Origin of the sequence: Nocardiopsis sp. L17-MgMaSL7 (assembly GCF_003182025.1) — a bacterium.
GTDB classification, from domain to species: domain Bacteria; phylum Actinomycetota; class Actinomycetes; order Streptosporangiales; family Streptosporangiaceae; genus Nocardiopsis; species Nocardiopsis prasina.
The window spans coordinates 235,836-250,317 of the sequence record NZ_QGTF01000009.1 but is presented as its reverse complement, the minus strand read 5'-3'; the positions used below and the strand labels follow the sequence as shown (position 1 = coordinate 250,317).

Genomic DNA, 14,482 nt, shown 5'->3' with positions numbered 1-14,482 from the left:
GGGCCGCGGGCCGGTGCGTCGGCGCTCCGCACGGGTACCACGGAGGCCATGGGGCCGCCGCCCCACACGGCCTGACCCAGAGTGCGCATGGGTTCCCGAACGGACTCGCTGTCGCTGTGCTCCCGTGACGCGGCGGCCTTCGTACCTGGGCAGACCATCGCTGTCGACGGCGGGCGCAACATGTCGAACCACCAGGTCTTCTCCGGTTGTCCTCGCGCCTGGCCGACCGGACCGGGCCTCGAAGGCGGACGGCTGGGCCTCGACGACCGGTTCCGCGCGGATGACTACTCGTCGTTGTCCCGAGGCGTGTAGAGCATGATCCAGTGGTCCCGCTCGGGGTCGTGGAGGACCTCGATCTCGAAGCGGGCCCACCCGTGGCCCGGGTGGCGCATCCGTTTGATCGCCGACCTCGAAGCGCCGACCTCTCCCTGCTCCCAGTGTTCGCGGAAGCTGTGGCTGGTCGCGGTGAGCTCGGCGACCAGTTCGCGCAGGTAGGCGTCGCCGGGATAGCGGCCAAGCGCCATACGCAGTTCGGCTGCCGCGACCCGCAGGAACCGCTCGGAATCGTCGCCTCCGAGCAGGTACGGCAGCACGTCGGTCGTGAAGGCCCGGTAGGCGATGTTGCGCTCGAACCGGCCGTCGCCGGTCAAGGTCCCGAGCAGTTCCTCGGCGGGCTTGTTGCGGGCGAGAAGGTCGAGCCGCCCGTCGTGCACGGTGACCGGCATCGTGTCGTCCAGCCCCCGCAGCAGACGTAGCAGGCCCGGGCGGATGACGGAGGCGGGAGAGATCGGTGCTGGCGGGGACTCGCCTCCCAGCCGGAAGAGGTGGTCGCGTTCGGCGTCCGAGAGTCCGAACGCCTGTGCCAGCGAAGTGAGGATCTCGCGCGAAGGGCGGGGGGCTCTGCCCTGTTCGAGGCGTGTGTAGTACTCCACGGAGATCCCCGCGATATCGGCGGCCTCCTGGCGGCGAAGCCCCGGAACCCTCCGGTGGGACGCCCGCACACCGCCCCGCCGCTCCGGAGGACTCATCGCGGCCCTGCGCCGCCTCAGGTACTCCCCGAACTCGGTCCGATCGCTGCTCGACATACCCCCATTGTCTCGCTTCCCCCTGTCATCAGGTGAGCCTGGCCCTGCCGATACCACCCTCGACACGGCCTTCCTCCCCCACCCAACCTCCCGGATCATCGAGGACACCCCGGTTCACCGGACCGCCCCGAAGCCACACGGACCACCCAGGACCCAGGAGTCGGTATGACCAGTACAGCGTGGACCCTCTCCATCCCCCAGAACCGCGTTCAGGAGTTCCGAGCCCTCCTCGCCGACCTGAACAGGAACCACCTCCCCGGCCTCGACGCCAGGGCCCGGAAGGTCGGCTACCACCGGGAGCGGATGTGGCTTCAGCCCGATGTCGACGGCAGCGCGCGGCTCATCGTCTACCTCGAACTCGACGAAGGCGTCGACATGGTCACCTTCCCCGAGCGGCTCCTGGCCCACGAGTCCGAGTTCACGCGCTGGTGGACGCCCCGCTTCTCCTCTTTCGGGCTCCCCCGAGCTGTCGGCGAGCCCCTGCTGTCGTGGGACGCCTGAACCGGAACCCCACCCGCAGGACACAACGAAGGGAAACCTCATGAATGACCAGAAACCGACACCCGCGCCCCGGGTCCGGTTCGACGTCGCCCAGGAGTTCATTCGCGCTGTCGAGGCCAAGGACATCGAGGCCGTGGCCCGCACCCTGGCCGACGACGCCCGGCAACTGTTCATGCACGTCGGCCGAACCGCCACGACCCCCGAGGGAGTCGCGGACGTCATCGCGGGTCGCAGACGGGGTCTCTGTGTAGCGGACGTGAAGGGCAAGGGCGAGGTTCTCGCCTACACGGGCGCCCTGTTCGACAAGTTCGACCCGCTGCTCTGGCGCGACCACGCGTGGCTCCTCTCCCCGGACGGGAGCGAGCTCTACTTCCACGGCGTCGGCGACATGGTCGTCGCACGCACCGGCCAGCCCTACCGCAACACCTATGTGACACGGTTCGACATCGAGGACGACCGGATCGTCCTCATGGCCGAGTACGGCAACGCGCTCATGTACGCCGCCCTGGGTGTTCGCCCGAACGGGGCGGAGTTGCGCTCCCTGCTCCGCGCGGTCGGACGCGTGCTCTCGCCACGACTCTCCGCCCGGTCGGGCCGCTGAGTGGCCTTCCGACACCTGTCCCACAGAGCTCCGGCGTCCTGGCCGATGCGCCCCAGCGAGACCCCGGTCATGACCGCCAGACCCGTGGCCGCGCCGAACTGCTGGCGAGTATTGACCAGACCGCTGGCCAGGAGGCTGACACCGCTCGGGAGGCGTGGGCGAGTGACGGGAGGCGGCCCCGGCACACCCCGGGACCTCACCCCACAACCGACACGGGACGTCACAACCGCCGACCCGACGCCGCCGTGGTTCCATCCGACCACCGTCAGCCGGTCCACACCCATCGGCCGCTTGTCGCCGACAGGACAGGAGTGCCTGTTCGAGCCCTCTCACCCTCCTTCTTCGGCCGTCCTCGTGCTCTGCCGGTACTCGACCGCTTCGGGGACCTCCTCGTACTGAATGAGGTCGCCCGCGACACTTCCCAGCAGGTCCCGCACCTCCGAGGGCGAGGTGTAGAAGAACTCACGGCGGAGATTGACACGGTTGACACGTTTCTCGGCGAGTCGACGGTGCATCTCGGCCTCCACACCCACCGCGTCGTCGGAGAAATGCAGGGCGTGCACGTCGAAGTTGAATGGCACCGACGCGTCGCTCAACTCTCGGACCCGGTCCATCGGATCGAGTCGGCGGGTCATACCGACCTTGACCATCTGCTCCCCGAAGGAACCCAGGTTCGAGATGACGTACACGTAGCCTGCCCTGACGTTGGCGGCCCGTTCGGCGACGTTCTCCATGGCGAGCCCCACCTCGTCGATCTGTTCCTGCAAGCGCTTGACGCCCTCGTCATCCCCTTGGTCGTGCAGCGCGGAAAGGGCGTTCTCGTAGTGTCGTCGTTCCTTCTCCAGCCTGGACTTCTCCCGGTCCAGTTCGGCTTGGGCCTGGCGCTCCTCCCGGAGCCGGGCCTTCTCCTCGCGTTCGCGTTCCTTCTCCTGCGCCACCTTGTTCAGGTGGTCGGCGGTCAGTTCGAGTTCGCGCAGTCGGAGCCGGTGGTAGGCGTCGGAGATGCGAATGTCCATCGACCGGCCCAGCTTCTCGATGGTGGCTCTGCTCTTGGTGAGCCGGTCACGTGAGGTGGGAAGCTTGTAGGCCTTCATCCCGCGCACCAGGTTGTCGGCCTCGTTGTTGTAGGCGCGCAACAGCAGTTTGGAGAACTCTCTGACCATCGTGCGACCCTCGGTGACGGAACCGTTCATGGTGAAGGACGTGGTGGCTTCGACGGCCCCACCGTCCTTGCGGTTCATCGACCTCGTACGGTCCTTGAGCTCGGCCAGCGCGGCCTTGTAGGCGACCGAGTCGTCCAGAGGGTGGGAGTACTCGTAGATACCGGCCTCTTGGAGGGCGGCCATGTCCTCGGACACGACGATCTGCTCACGGAGCTCGTCCAAGCGGAGTTCGTGCCGCCTTGTGTCGGCAGTGGCACGTGCTCGTTGGCGCCTCTCCTCGGCTTCGAGCTGGTCGACCTTCTTCTGCAGGGTCTTCCGGGATCGCTCCAGCCGTTGTGTGGTCTGTTCCGCGGATGTCCGGAGCTCCTCCTCGATCTCCACGCGCCTGCGTTCCTTCGCTCCTTCCAGTGCGACGGTCTCCTCACGGAGCCGGTCCCTGACACCCTCGATCTCGTTGATCTCCAGGAGCCCCAACCGTTCCAGGCTGCTCCTGAGGTGAGTGTTCTCGTCGGTGAGCTGGTTGACCTTGGACGCGAGTTCACGGGCTTTGGCACGCGCGCCGAACACACCGATCTGGGTGTCCACGTGCGGCTGGGCCGGATGCGCCGTCATCGGGGCCGGCGGCGCTGGAAAGGTCGAGGGCGGCCGACCGGAGTGGCTGTGCGCCGGGGTGGACGGCACCCAGAAGGCCCAGTCAGGCGGGGCCGGACCCCAGGCCGGGTCCGGGTGCCACCCCGGGGGCGGCGTCCAGCCAGGCGGGACCGGAGGCCAGTTTGGCGGGGTCTGGAAACGATACGGGGGGTTGTCGTCCCGGTAGGGGTTCACGGACAGGGACTCCCTCAGGAGGGCGACCCGAGCGGGAGGGCGCGGCGAGTAGTGCTGGAATGCCCAGAACCCGGGGCCTGGACAACACCACCGTAACGCGTGGTGCGCTGCGGAGGGCACCCAACGGAATGATCCCGTTCATAACGTTCTCGCCCCCTTGCAGAAGGATTTTCCGGCATTCGGGCGAACCGGCCGCCCGGGGCCAAGGAGCATCCTCGATAATGAGAACCCTGCGAGGTGCCATCGGAGGTCGTCAACGGCCGTTCGGGCTCCGATCGGGACAATATCGCCGAGACAACCCGCGCGATCCGGGACCTACCCGAACACGCTCTGCCGTCCTCGCGATCAGCTACGGACCCGACCTCTCGGGAACTTGAACGAGCCCTGGCCGGGGCACGGTCCTGTGTGGCGGGGAAGTAGGCGTGAAGCGGTCACCACTACGCGAGAGAACACCGCCCGTATGTGGTGACCTCGAATGCGAGAACCGTGAGCTACTCAGGTCAGGTCCACGAGATTCTCAAGACCGTGTCGGCCCTCCTCGCGTCCGTGCCGCTTCCCACCGGATCATCAGAGCCGTTCCGGCACCGGGCCCGGCAACGGAGAAGCACCCTGGGGCCGCAACCCGTCGAAGAGGATGATGAGGTGACGCCGCCATGAATCTGGGGTTTGTTCCGTCCGGAGACCGACCGTGTGGACGAGAGCGCAGAGAATCAGAAGAATATCGGACCCAGTGACGTCAGAACGGATTCCACCGGCTTCCTGGGCACGGTCGACCAACGCATTGGTTCTCGCATGCAGCTGATTCCGGCACTCGGTCACTGTCGAATCTCCTTCCGTGACCTCCTGCAAGAACACAAGATCCTGGTGCTGCAACTGTTCTGCCGCCACAGTCAGGAACTCCAGCAACGCACCCGTGGGATCAGCGGATTCCAGCAGCTCTCCCGCGACGGCGCTGAGCGAGACGAAATGACCGCCGACGACCACGGCGACCAGTTCCTCCTTCGTGGCGAAGTGTCGAAAGACGGTCCCCTTCGCCACGCCCGCACGGCGAGCGATGTCCGCGATCGAGGCATCCATGCCCCGCTTGGCGAACTCCTCCTCTGCGGCGGCGAGGAGCAGTTCTCGGTTTCGCGCCGCGTCTGAGCGCAGTGAACGGGCAGACAGGGTCATGCGGACCATCCTATCAAGTTGACCAGCCGGTCATCTTGTGATCCACTGTCGGCTTAAGATGACCCATCGGTCATTATCTGCCCCGCGGGGGCAGCCCGCAGGCCCAGATCGGACAGGACCCCATGCAGCTACAAGGATCCACAGCCCTCGTCACCGGCACCAACAGCGGGCTGGGTCGCCATTTCGCCATCGAACTCCTGCGTCGCGGAGCGAAGGTCTATGCCACGGCTCGCCGCCCGGAGCTTGTCGATATCCCTGGCGCCGAGGTGCTCTACACCGACATCACCGACCACACGTCCATCGAAGCCGCCGCGGAGGTCGCCACCGACGTCGACCTGCTGATCAACAATGGCGCCTACATGGGAATTGGAAACCTTGTCAGCGGAGACCTCAATGTGGTCCGGCAGCTCATGGAATCGCACTACTTCGGCACACTTGCCATGATCCGAGCGTTTGCCCCCGTGCTGGCCAGCAATGGTGGCGGTGCCATCCTCAACGTCCTGTCAGCGGTGGCTTGGACCACCGTCGAGAGCAACACCGCCCTCGCCGCCGCCAAATCCGCGCAGTGGGGACTGACCAACGGTGTGCGGGTGGAGTTGGCGGACCAGGGAACTCTGGTGGCTGCCTTCGTCCCCGGGCTCGTGGCCAGCGAAACCCTGAAAGAAGCCATGAAGGATTCCGGATTCGCTCTCCCTGAGGATCCGAGGATCGAACCGGACTACCTCGTTCGACTGGCACTGGACGGAATCGAGGCAGGGGAGGTCGAGATCCTTGACCGCTTCGGAGCCGAAGCGAAGGCAACCCTCTCGGGCCCTCCGCGCACCTTCGACCTGACAGCGCTGACATAGCTATGGCATAGGTACTGGCCCCTTCCCACGAGAAGCTCCCGTCGTCGGCGCCCTGTCCATCCCCGATCGCGGCCAGGAGACTCTCGTGAGTGCGTTGGCCCCGTTCCGCGAGCTCGTCGATGCTCTTGGCGCCGGAGATGGTGGCGCACGCGCAGGCCAGCAAGCGGGGCCGGACGAGAAGGCCGCTTCGCGATCCAAACTGCTGGGCGCGCACGGAGCACGCAACGGCGCATGCGTTCGCCGACCATCCCCTGGAGGTCAGGCGGCACTCCGAGGGCGTCCTGGCCACGCATCGCCTGCTTACCTTCGGGTGAGATAACCCTACCGAGTCGATCGATATGTCCCTTCAAAAGAGCACGAAGGTCACCGCGACAGAGCCAACCTGGTGACCAGGTGGAAAGCCTCGGCCTCTCCAAAGGGCAGGGTGTCGTCTACACCACCCGTAACCGACCCTGAAAGGGGAGATCGCTGTGGCCACCGAAGAGAGCGTGAGCCTGTGGCTCCGCTACGCACAGAAGCTCTCAGAGATGATCCACACTCCGGCAGGAGAGGCGGTCCAGGTCACCACCCCGAGCAAACCGTGGGACTGGGGCGGGCAGACGCCTCCGCCCGGAAGCCTGCCGTACTCCCTGTGGGCACAGCTGAACGTGGTCCCCTCCAACCCCCAGGAGCAGACCAACACCAACGCCGCTGCGGGCAGCTCCGGGTTCGACCACTCCTACCTACGGGCTGTTGGTGCCCAGGTTCCACTTGCGTTCCTGCACGTTGCCGAACGCGCTGGAGAACATCCCCTGGTACTGGGGATTGTCGTAAGCGTCCAGGATGTCCTTGGTGGGCGCTTCGATCTGCTTGACGTAGTCCTGGAGCTGCTGGTCCTTGTTCAGGACCTCCACCTTGTCGCTGTTGATCTGGTCGAGCAGCGCGAACTGCGCGGGGTCGTTGAGCCAGGTGTGGAAGTCGGGGGATCCTGAGGGGACGTTGTTCTTCCATTGCGCCTGGGCGCTCTGGTAGTCGGTCGTGTACTTGCGTCGGGCTGCGTTCGCCGATGCCTGGAGGCTCTTGTAGTGGTCGTCGTGTTCGAGGTTGCCGACCGCGAGCGCGTTCATCCACACCCGTTTCTCCAAGTACAAGAGCGGCGCCAACAACTACTTCTTCGGTCCTGGCGGGTCTTTGAGCAGGATCTACACCGGCATGGTCGTGGCCTACCGGCCCAAGGTCACTCTCACCACCTGGGAGTCCTACAGCAGCTATCTGTACTCGGCCTGGCGTGACGAGGGCGGGCTCGACTTCGGGCCGCTGGTCTTCGGCACGGAGGAGAGCGGGGAGAGCACCTCGGCCAAGGTCGAGCAGAACGGCGCCACCCTCACCCTGACCTCGACCGCGAACTGGCCGGTCATCCTGGGCATGACCTCCTCCTGGACCGTGCCCCCGAACGAGTGAGAGCTCCACCGGCAGAGGGGATCAACGGTGCCTGTACGCGTTGTCCTGTGGGAAGAGAAGGAGCCGTTCCGCAGGCCCCAGTTCAGGGCCAACCAAGCTCGGGACTTGTGTGCTGAACTGGAAGGCCGCTACGCGGACTTCTGGCGCACAGGGGGTTCCACGACCATCGTCACCGGTGGCACCTTCCGCATCGACCGCCAGGGGCCCAACACCAACCCACCGGGGGTCCGGCTGCACGTCCAGCGCCAAGGCGACAGCTTGGCCGCCGTGCTGATCGACCGGAACCTGGAGGAGTACGTGGGGAACCGGGCAGCCCAGGCCGAGGTCGAGGCGCGGGTGATCGAAGCGTTCGACAACAGCATCGGTCAGGGTGCGAGCGGTCAGGCACGCTATTGGCGAGTGACCGGGTACTACCCGTGATCACCGTGTGGCTCTGTGGTCGAGAACCCGGGTGACATCGTTCCTGCCCGGGATACCGGGATCGAGTTGACCGTCACGGCAGTGTCGTGAGCTGACCGATCAGCAAGCGGCCCCACGCCCCCTCGTGGGGCCGTTTGCCATGCAGGGGCCCCGGGTGAACGTCATGAGTGTGGGGCGGATCGCGACGATGTCGTTGGGGTCGGGGCCGGGGGTGCGCGAGCCTCAGTTCGCCCGGGTCATGTGCGCGCGGCCACGCGGACCAGGGACCACGCACTGGCCGCTGGTGACGGCGAAGAAGCGTTCCAGACCGGGTACGCACACCGAGACCGTGCTCACCCCGTTGGCGGCCTCGTGGAGGACGCGCCCGTAGGGGCGATGCCCGTGGGCGGTGAGCACGCGCACCAACGCGGCCAGGTGTCCGGCCGGGGACACGGGCGCGGTGGTGGCGGTGAAGGCGAGCACTCTCGCGGAGGCCAGGTGGGGGGTGAGATCGGCCCGGCCAGCGCGCAGGAGAGCGGGGTGCCGGGACAGCGCGGCGAGGTCGGGGGGCGGGTGGTCCTCGTGTTCGAAGATCGCGAGGACCTGCACGAACTCCTCCAGAGCACGACGGGCGGCGTGCGTGGCGCACAGGGAGGCGCCGTACCCGACCATGTGGTGGCCCTGGCGGGCGGGAGCGTAGGCGTGGAACGCCGGTATGCCGAGGTCGGTGGTCATCTCCAGCAGCCACACCGCGGTGCCGGAGCGGTCCTGGGCTCGGGTGTGGAGCTGACGCAGGTCCTCGGGCAGGCTCGTCGGGTCCACCACGCGCAGGGGCTCTGGGTGTGGGTCCAGGAAGGTGGAGGAGAGCAGCATCGAGAGGGCGTCACGTTCGACGGTCTCGGCCAGGGCGTGCACGAAGGCTTCGGTGTCGGTGGCGCCGATGGCGGTCCCGTTGTTGGTGCTGTAGCGCGCCACGGTCGAGTAGTCGAAGGTGTCGCCCAGGGCACGGCGCTGGTGGGGGGTCGCGGAGAGGTAGGAGGGGGTGTGCAGGTACACCGGCACGTCCATACCGGCGCCGGAGCCGTCCAGCGCGGTGTGGGTGCGGCAGGCCAGGGGTGTGGGCGGGGCCAGCGCCAGGGGGCGTATCGCGGGGTCGGTGGCCAGCTCCTCGGACGCGAGTTCCTGGGAGGAGCGCAGCACCAGTTGTTCGGCGGTGATGGCGTGGGCGTCGCTGTGGTGGTGTTCCAGGGCTTCGAAGAGCGCGCCCACGCGGGCTTGCTCGCTCTCGCCCTTGCCCGCCCCGACACCGGCCGGGGCGAGGGTGTCATCCAAGCGGTGCAGGTGGCAGCGCCAGGCTCCGTCCAGGTCGTGGAGGCGGGCGTGCAGTCCGGCCTGGGCAAGGGTCTGCTCGGCGAGCTTGCGGGCCCGGTCCAGGGAGAAGGCGCGCTCTCCGGCTTGATGGGCGCGGTGTGCCGGGGTGGAGGTCGTGGTCATCGAGCGGCCCGGGGGCAGTGCCTTTCTGGTCGGGTCGGGCACTGGGGTCCGGGGCGTTCCGTCGAAAGATGGTGCCGCCCCGGACGTGGACTAGTTGTGCGCGTCAGTTTCCTGAGTCGACTGGGTCTGTTCGATCTGCTGGAGTTCCTGCTCCTCCAGGTCCGTCAGACGGTTGTGAGGGCCGCCGCCGACTGAGTCCCACGTTCGGATACCCATTGTTGCCATCCTGTTCGTTCGGTCGCCATTCTGGCATTGAGGGAAATACCCGTGTCTCGCCGGGACACAAACACAGCCGAGTGATATCGGGGGGAATATGATGTTTGTGTGAATGGGCGGCGAATATGGCGGCCTAGGCACAACCGTCGCGGTGCCCCTCGGGTCAGACCTGGTCGAGGAAGCCTCCGTCGACGACCAGGTTCTGGCCGGTGACGTAGGTGGCGGCGGGGCTGGCCAGGAAGGCGACCGAGCGGGCCACCTCCTCCGGGCGACCCAGGCGGCCGTAGGGAACGCGCTCGCGGACGCTCTCGTAGAAGTCCGGGTCGCTGTCGCGGCGGCGCTCCCAGCCGCCGCCGGGGAACTCGGTGGGTCCGGGCGAGACGGTGTTGATGCGCACGCCGTCGGGCGCCCACTCGCGGGCCAGCGAGGACGCGTGGTGGTTCAGGGCCGCCTTGACGGCTCCGTAGGAGCGGGCTCCGGCGGGGGTCGTGACGTGCAGCGCCGAGGTGGTGGAGACCAGGACGACGGCGCCGCGCTCGGAGCCGATGAGGTAGGGCCGCGCCGCCTCGGTGAGGCGCACGAACGGCATGAGGTCCGCGTTGAACCCGCGCTCCCACTGGTCCGGGGTGGGCGCGCTGCCTCCGGAGACGTTGGAGACCAGGACGTCGAGGCCGCCGAGCTCGGAGGCGGCGTCGTTCACGAAGGACGGCAGCGCGATGTGGTCGGTGACGTCCAGGGCCCGGGTGAAGACCTTCGCGCCCGCGTCGGAGAGCTCCCGCGCGGTCTGCCCCAGGGCGTCGGACCCGCGGGCGCAGATGGCGAGGTCGGCGCCCTCCTCGGCGAACACCTGGGCGATGGCGCGGCCGATCCCCCTGCTGGCGCCGGTCACCACGACCCGCGCCCCCGACAGTCCCAGATCCATACCGTCCGCCTTCCGAAACGACACCGTGCCGCGGGGCAGATGCTACCGGTGCCGCGAACACACGTGTGGGCGGCGCCCCGGTCGGGGGCCGCCCACACGGGGATCAGGCTCCGGTGGAGTGGAACCCGCCGTCGACGTGCACGATCTCGCCGGTGGTCGCGGGGAACCAGTCCGACAGCAGGGCCACGACCGCCTTGGCGGCGGGCTCGGGGTCGCTGACGTCCCAGCCCAGGGGCGCCCGCTCGGGCCAGTGCTTGGCCAGCTCCTCGAACCCGGGGATGCTGCGGGCCGCCATGGTGCTGAGCGGCCCCGCGGAGACCAGGTTGACCCGGACGTTCCGGTCTCCCACGTAGCGGGCCAGGTAGCGCGCGGTGGAGGTCAGCGCGGACTTGGCCACGCCCATCCAGTCGTAGATGGGGTAGGAGACGCTGTTGTCGAAGTCCAGGGCCACCACCGAGCCGCCCTTGTCCATGAGCGGCAGGAGCGCGGTGGTGAGCGACTTCAGGGAGAAGGTGGAGGTGTGCATCGCCTGGGCGACGTCGCTCCACTCGGTGTTGAGGAAGTTGCCGCCCAGGGCGTCCTGCGGGGTGAAGCCGATGGAGTGCACGATGCCGTCGAGGCCGTCGACGTGCTCCCCCACGCGTTCGGCCAGGCTCGACAGGTGCTCGTCGTCGGTGACGTCCAGTTCGAGGACGGGCGGCGTCTCGGGCAGGCGCTTGGCGATGCGCTGCACCAGACCGAGGCGTCCGTAGCCGGTGAGCACGACCGTGGCGCCCTGTTCCTGGGCGAGCCGGGCGACGTGGAAGCCGATGGAGGAGTCGGTCAGCACACCGGTGACGAGGATGCGCTTGCCTTCGAGGATTCCCATGATGGTCCGTCCTGTGTGTGGTGGGTCTGGTCGAGTCGGCTCAGTGCCCCATGCCCAGGCCGCCGTCGACGGGGATCACGGCGCCGGTGATGTAGCCGCCGGGCCCGGCGAGGAAACCGACGGTCTTGGCGATGTCCTCAGTGGAGCCGAGGCGGCCCAGGGGGACGTTCTTCTTGATCTCGGCCTGGCGCTCGTCGCTGAGGGCCGCGGTCATGTCGGTCTCGATGAAGCCGGGGGCGACCACGTTCACGGTGATGTTGCGCGAACCCAGCTCACGGGCGAGGGAGCGTCCGAAGCCGACCAGCCCGGCCTTGGAGGCGGCGTAGTTGGCCTGGCCGCCGGAGCCGAGCAGGCCCACGACGGAGGAGATGAGGACGATGCGGCCGAAGCGCTTGCGCATCATGCCGCGCACGGCGCGCTTGGCCACCCGGAAGGAACCGGTGAGGTTGGTGTCCAGGACGGAGGAGAAGTCGTCCTCGCTCATGAGGGCGAGGAGCTGGTCCTTGGTGACACCGGCGTTGGCGACGAGCACCTCCACGGGGCCCTGGACGTCCTCGACCTCCTTGAAGGCGGCGTCGACCTGGGCGGAGTCGGTGATGTCGCAGCGGACGCCGAGCAGGCCCTCCGGGGGCTCGCCGGAACGGTAGGTGACCGCCACGTTGTCCCCACCAGCCGCGAGCTCACGGGCGATGGCCAGACCGATCCCTCGGTTGCCACCGGTGACCAGTACCGAGCGCGACATAGGGGTTCCTCTTCTCTGCGGCCGTCGAACGACCACGACGTGTTGTTCCGGGTGCGGATCGCCTTGCAGGTTACCGAGCTACCGGCGGGTAGACGCAACCGAGTCGGGGATGGGGGCCACTCGGGACGATCCGGGCGATCGTGGCCGGCGCGGAGCGCCCGGTGACGGGGGTCTTCGGCCCGGGGGTGAACCCGGTCACGTCCGCTCAGGCCCAGCCAGCGTCGTGGGCGAGGATGGCGGCCTGCACCCGGTTGGACATGTCCAGCTTGGCGAGGATGCGGCTCACGTGCGCCTTGACCGTGGTCTCCCGCATGTCCAGGGCCCGGCCGACCTCGGCGTTGGACTTGCCCTCGGCGACCGCCACGAGGACCTGGCGTTCGCGTTCGCTGAGCACCGAGAGCCTGCGCAGGGCCTCGGTGCGCCCGGCGGCGGAGTCGGCGGGGGCGGGTGAGGCGAAGCGTTCGAGCATGCGTTTGGTGACGCTGGGCGCGAGCATCGCGTGGCCCTCGTGCACGGTGTGCACGGCGTTGATGAGCTCGCGGGGCGGGGTGTCCTTGAGGAGGAACCCGACCGCCCCGGCACGGAGCGCGGCGTGCACGTACTCGTCGAGGTCGAAGGTGGTGAGCAGGACGACCCTTGGCGGGTGGGGCATCGCGCTCAGCCGCGCGGCGGCGGCCAGCCCGTCGGTGCCGGGCATGCGGATGTCCAACAGCACGACGTCCGGGCCGAGTTCCTCGGCCAGGCGCACCGCCTCCTCGCCGTCGCTCCCCTCTCCGACCACCTCGATCCCGGGGTCGGCCTCCAGGATCATCCGCAGGCCGGACCTGACCAGGAGTTCGTCATCGACCAGGAGCGTGCGGATCACCGTTGGTGGCCTCTTCCTCGACTTCGGAGCTGTTCGGTTCGGGGGAGGTCTCCTCCCCCACCGGCAAGATAGCGCGCAATCGCCATCCTCCGTCCGGGCAGACTCCCGAAGTCAGCTCTCCCCCGGCCAAGACCACGCGCTCACGCAGACCCGTCAGACCGAATCCGCTGCGCGGCGGGGCCTGGCCGGGTGACCGGACCGGGTCGTTGGCCACCTCCACCTCCAGCTGGCTCTCACCGTGGTGCAGCCACACCTCCACCCGGGCTCCGGTGGCGTGTTTGGCGGCGTTGGTCAACCCCTCCTGGACGATCCGGAACGCGGTGCGCTGGATCGCCGCGGGGAGGGGGCGCACCCGGCCGGAGGTCTCCCACCCCACCTCCATACCCGCCCCGCGCCACTCGGTGATCAGGCGGTCGAGGTCGTCGAGGACGGGTTGGGGCGCGGTGGGCGCGGTGTCGGTGCCCTCGTCCCGCAGCACCCCGAGGATGCCGCGCAGCTCGGACAGGGCCTCGCGCCCGGTGGTGCGGATGAGTCCGGCGGCCTCGGCGGTGCGTCCGTCCGTGGCCGAGACCTCCAGGCCGCCCGCGTGCAGGACCATGAGGCTGACCCTGTGGGCGACGACGTCGTGCATCTCCCGGGCGATGCGGGTGCGTTCGGCGCCGATGGCCTGCTCGGCCATCATGTGCTGTTCGCGTTCCAGGCGCTCGGCCCGTTCGTGGAGGCGGTCGATGAGCTGGCGCCTCGTCCCGATCCAGAGCCCGGCGATGGTGGGGACGACCAGGACGAGGATCGCGCTCATGACGAAGCCGAGCACCGACTGGCCGAGGTTGATGGCGACGCCCAGCAGGCCCAGCAGGAACCAGGCGGTGAGGAGGCGGCGCTCGCTGAAGTGCGCCGGGTAGGAGTACAGGCCCACCATCAGCGGAACCGGATTCCCGTACAGGAAGAGGAGTGCCAGACCGACCAGCATCAGCCACTTCGGCGCGGTGCGGCGCCACAGCATCGTCGCCGAGGCCAGCAGCCCCGGCAGCACGAAGATGAGGACCCCCCAGCCGAGGATCATCCACTGGTTGGAGATGAGGCCGGTCCCCAGGGAAAGCAGGAAGGTGAGGAGTCCCAGGTTGCTGCCGACACCGACCAGCATCCCCATGCCGGTGAAGGGCAGGGTGAAGATGGCGTAGAACCAGTCGGCGAAGCGCAGTCGGCGCTGCCACCACCAGTCCCAGTTGTGACCCAGCAGCGCGCTGAGGTCCCCCAGGCGATCTCGCAACCACGTTGTCATCCGCCAGAGTCTACGGCGGCGTCCCAGGTGGGGGTCGTCCGTTCGACCGACCCGGAGCGCC

General features: G+C 68.2%; 15 protein-coding genes. 5 read left to right on the top strand and 10 right to left on the bottom strand.

From position 1 onward, the window contains the following. Positions 1-284: 284 nt before the first annotated feature. On the bottom strand, positions 285-1,085 hold the full coding sequence (locus BDW27_RS18010; RefSeq protein ID WP_110050435.1) for a helix-turn-helix transcriptional regulator: 801 nt from the start codon (positions 1,083-1,085) through the stop codon (positions 285-287). Between the two features lie 165 nt (positions 1,086-1,250). Here BDW27_RS18010 and BDW27_RS18005 point away from each other — a divergent pair, with 165 nt between their 5' ends. After that, positions 1,251-1,586, top strand: a complete 336-nt coding sequence (locus tag BDW27_RS18005) for a hypothetical protein (protein WP_110050434.1) — start codon at positions 1,251-1,253, stop codon at positions 1,584-1,586. Between the two features lie 40 nt (positions 1,587-1,626). After that, on the top strand, positions 1,627-2,187 hold the full coding sequence (locus BDW27_RS18000) for a nuclear transport factor 2 family protein (protein WP_110050432.1): 561 nt from the start codon (positions 1,627-1,629) through the stop codon (positions 2,185-2,187). 329 nt (positions 2,188-2,516) lie between these two features. Here the strand turns inward: BDW27_RS18000 and BDW27_RS17995 are convergent, their stop codons facing one another. Both BDW27_RS17995 and BDW27_RS17990 read right to left on the bottom strand, forming a co-directional pair. Next, the gene (locus BDW27_RS17995) at positions 2,517-3,962 is read right to left on the bottom strand and encodes a DUF4041 domain-containing protein (protein WP_110050431.1); all 1,446 of its coding nucleotides are present in this window, start codon (positions 3,960-3,962) and stop codon (positions 2,517-2,519) included. Positions 3,963-4,742: 780 nt separating this feature from the next. Then, positions 4,743-5,345, bottom strand: coding sequence for a TetR/AcrR family transcriptional regulator (locus tag BDW27_RS17990; protein WP_110050429.1), 603 nt, complete (start codon positions 5,343-5,345; stop codon positions 4,743-4,745). A 122-nt stretch (positions 5,346-5,467) separates the two neighbouring features. On the opposite strand from BDW27_RS17990, the gene BDW27_RS17985 reads away from it, so the two are divergent. Continuing rightward, positions 5,468-6,193 (top strand): SDR family NAD(P)-dependent oxidoreductase, encoded by a 726-nt coding sequence (locus BDW27_RS17985; protein WP_110050427.1) that lies wholly within the window; start codon positions 5,468-5,470, stop codon positions 6,191-6,193. A gap of 722 nt (positions 6,194-6,915) precedes the next feature. Here the strand turns inward: BDW27_RS17985 and BDW27_RS17975 are convergent. Further along, positions 6,916-7,299, bottom strand: a complete 384-nt coding sequence (locus BDW27_RS17975) for a hypothetical protein (RefSeq protein WP_110050424.1) — start codon at positions 7,297-7,299, stop codon at positions 6,916-6,918. Between BDW27_RS17975 and BDW27_RS17970 the strand changes: the two genes are divergently transcribed. Then, the gene (locus BDW27_RS17970; RefSeq protein WP_110050422.1) at positions 7,277-7,633 is read left to right on the top strand and encodes a hypothetical protein; all 357 of its coding nucleotides are present in this window, start codon (positions 7,277-7,279) and stop codon (positions 7,631-7,633) included. The genes BDW27_RS17975 and BDW27_RS17970 overlap by 23 nt on opposite strands. A 105-nt stretch (positions 7,634-7,738) precedes the next feature. Next, entirely contained in the window at positions 7,739-8,053 is a 315-nt protein-coding gene (locus BDW27_RS17965; protein WP_146223273.1) for a hypothetical protein, read from the top strand. Positions 8,054-8,275: 222 nt separating this feature from the next. Here the strand turns inward: BDW27_RS17965 and BDW27_RS17960 are convergent, their stop codons facing one another. From BDW27_RS17960 to BDW27_RS17935, 6 genes are all read right to left on the bottom strand, one after another. Beyond that, positions 8,276-9,526: a YcaO-like family protein gene (locus BDW27_RS17960; RefSeq protein ID WP_110050419.1), complete on the bottom strand. Its 1,251-nt coding sequence runs from the start codon at positions 9,524-9,526 to the stop codon at positions 8,276-8,278. 379 nt (positions 9,527-9,905) lie between these two features. Then, a complete protein-coding gene (locus tag BDW27_RS17955; protein ID WP_110050417.1) occupies positions 9,906-10,664 on the bottom strand; it encodes an SDR family NAD(P)-dependent oxidoreductase in 759 nt (252 codons plus the stop codon). 103 nt (positions 10,665-10,767) lie between these two features. Continuing rightward, positions 10,768-11,532, bottom strand: coding sequence for an enoyl-ACP reductase FabI (fabI, locus tag BDW27_RS17950; RefSeq protein WP_110050415.1), 765 nt, complete (start codon positions 11,530-11,532; stop codon positions 10,768-10,770). A gap of 40 nt (positions 11,533-11,572) precedes the next feature. Then, positions 11,573-12,274 carry a 3-oxoacyl-ACP reductase FabG gene (gene fabG / locus BDW27_RS17945; protein ID WP_110050413.1) on the bottom strand — a complete coding sequence of 234 codons (702 nt, stop codon included), beginning with the start codon at positions 12,272-12,274 and terminating at the stop codon, positions 11,573-11,575. A 205-nt stretch (positions 12,275-12,479) separates the two neighbouring features. After that, positions 12,480-13,139, bottom strand: a complete 660-nt coding sequence (locus tag BDW27_RS17940; protein ID WP_017545555.1) for a response regulator transcription factor — start codon at positions 13,137-13,139, stop codon at positions 12,480-12,482. Further along, positions 13,114-14,421 (bottom strand): sensor histidine kinase, encoded by a 1,308-nt coding sequence (locus tag BDW27_RS17935; protein ID WP_110050412.1) that lies wholly within the window; start codon positions 14,419-14,421, stop codon positions 13,114-13,116. Before BDW27_RS17935 ends, BDW27_RS17940 begins: the two co-directional genes overlap by 26 nt. Between the last annotated feature and the right edge of the window lie 61 nt (positions 14,422-14,482).

Bases quoted from the DNA above. Each gene is read 5' to 3' on its own strand.
- BDW27_RS18010 (WP_110050435.1), bottom strand. From the start codon at position 1,085: ATGTCGAGCAGCGATCGGACCGAGTTCGGGGAGTACCTGAGGCGGCGC.
- BDW27_RS18005 (WP_110050434.1), top strand. From the start codon at position 1,251: ATGACCAGTACAGCGTGGACCCTCTCCATCCCCCAGAACCGCGTTCAG.
- BDW27_RS18000 (WP_110050432.1), top strand. From the start codon at position 1,627: ATGAATGACCAGAAACCGACACCCGCGCCCCGGGTCCGGTTCGACGTC.
- BDW27_RS17995 (WP_110050431.1), bottom strand. From the start codon at position 3,962: ATGACGGCGCATCCGGCCCAGCCGCACGTGGACACCCAGATCGGTGTG.
- BDW27_RS17990 (WP_110050429.1), bottom strand. From the start codon at position 5,345: ATGACCCTGTCTGCCCGTTCACTGCGCTCAGACGCGGCGCGAAACCGA.
- BDW27_RS17985 (WP_110050427.1), top strand. From the start codon at position 5,468: ATGCAGCTACAAGGATCCACAGCCCTCGTCACCGGCACCAACAGCGGG.
- BDW27_RS17975 (WP_110050424.1), bottom strand. From the start codon at position 7,299: ATGAACGCGCTCGCGGTCGGCAACCTCGAACACGACGACCACTACAAG.
- BDW27_RS17960 (WP_110050419.1), bottom strand. From the start codon at position 9,526: ATGACCACGACCTCCACCCCGGCACACCGCGCCCATCAAGCCGGAGAG.
- BDW27_RS17955 (WP_110050417.1), bottom strand. From the start codon at position 10,664: ATGGATCTGGGACTGTCGGGGGCGCGGGTCGTGGTGACCGGCGCCAGC.
- fabI (WP_110050415.1), bottom strand. From the start codon at position 11,532: ATGGGAATCCTCGAAGGCAAGCGCATCCTCGTCACCGGTGTGCTGACC.
- fabG (WP_110050413.1), bottom strand. From the start codon at position 12,274: ATGTCGCGCTCGGTACTGGTCACCGGTGGCAACCGAGGGATCGGTCTG.
- BDW27_RS17935 (WP_110050412.1), bottom strand. From the start codon at position 14,421: ATGACAACGTGGTTGCGAGATCGCCTGGGGGACCTCAGCGCGCTGCTG.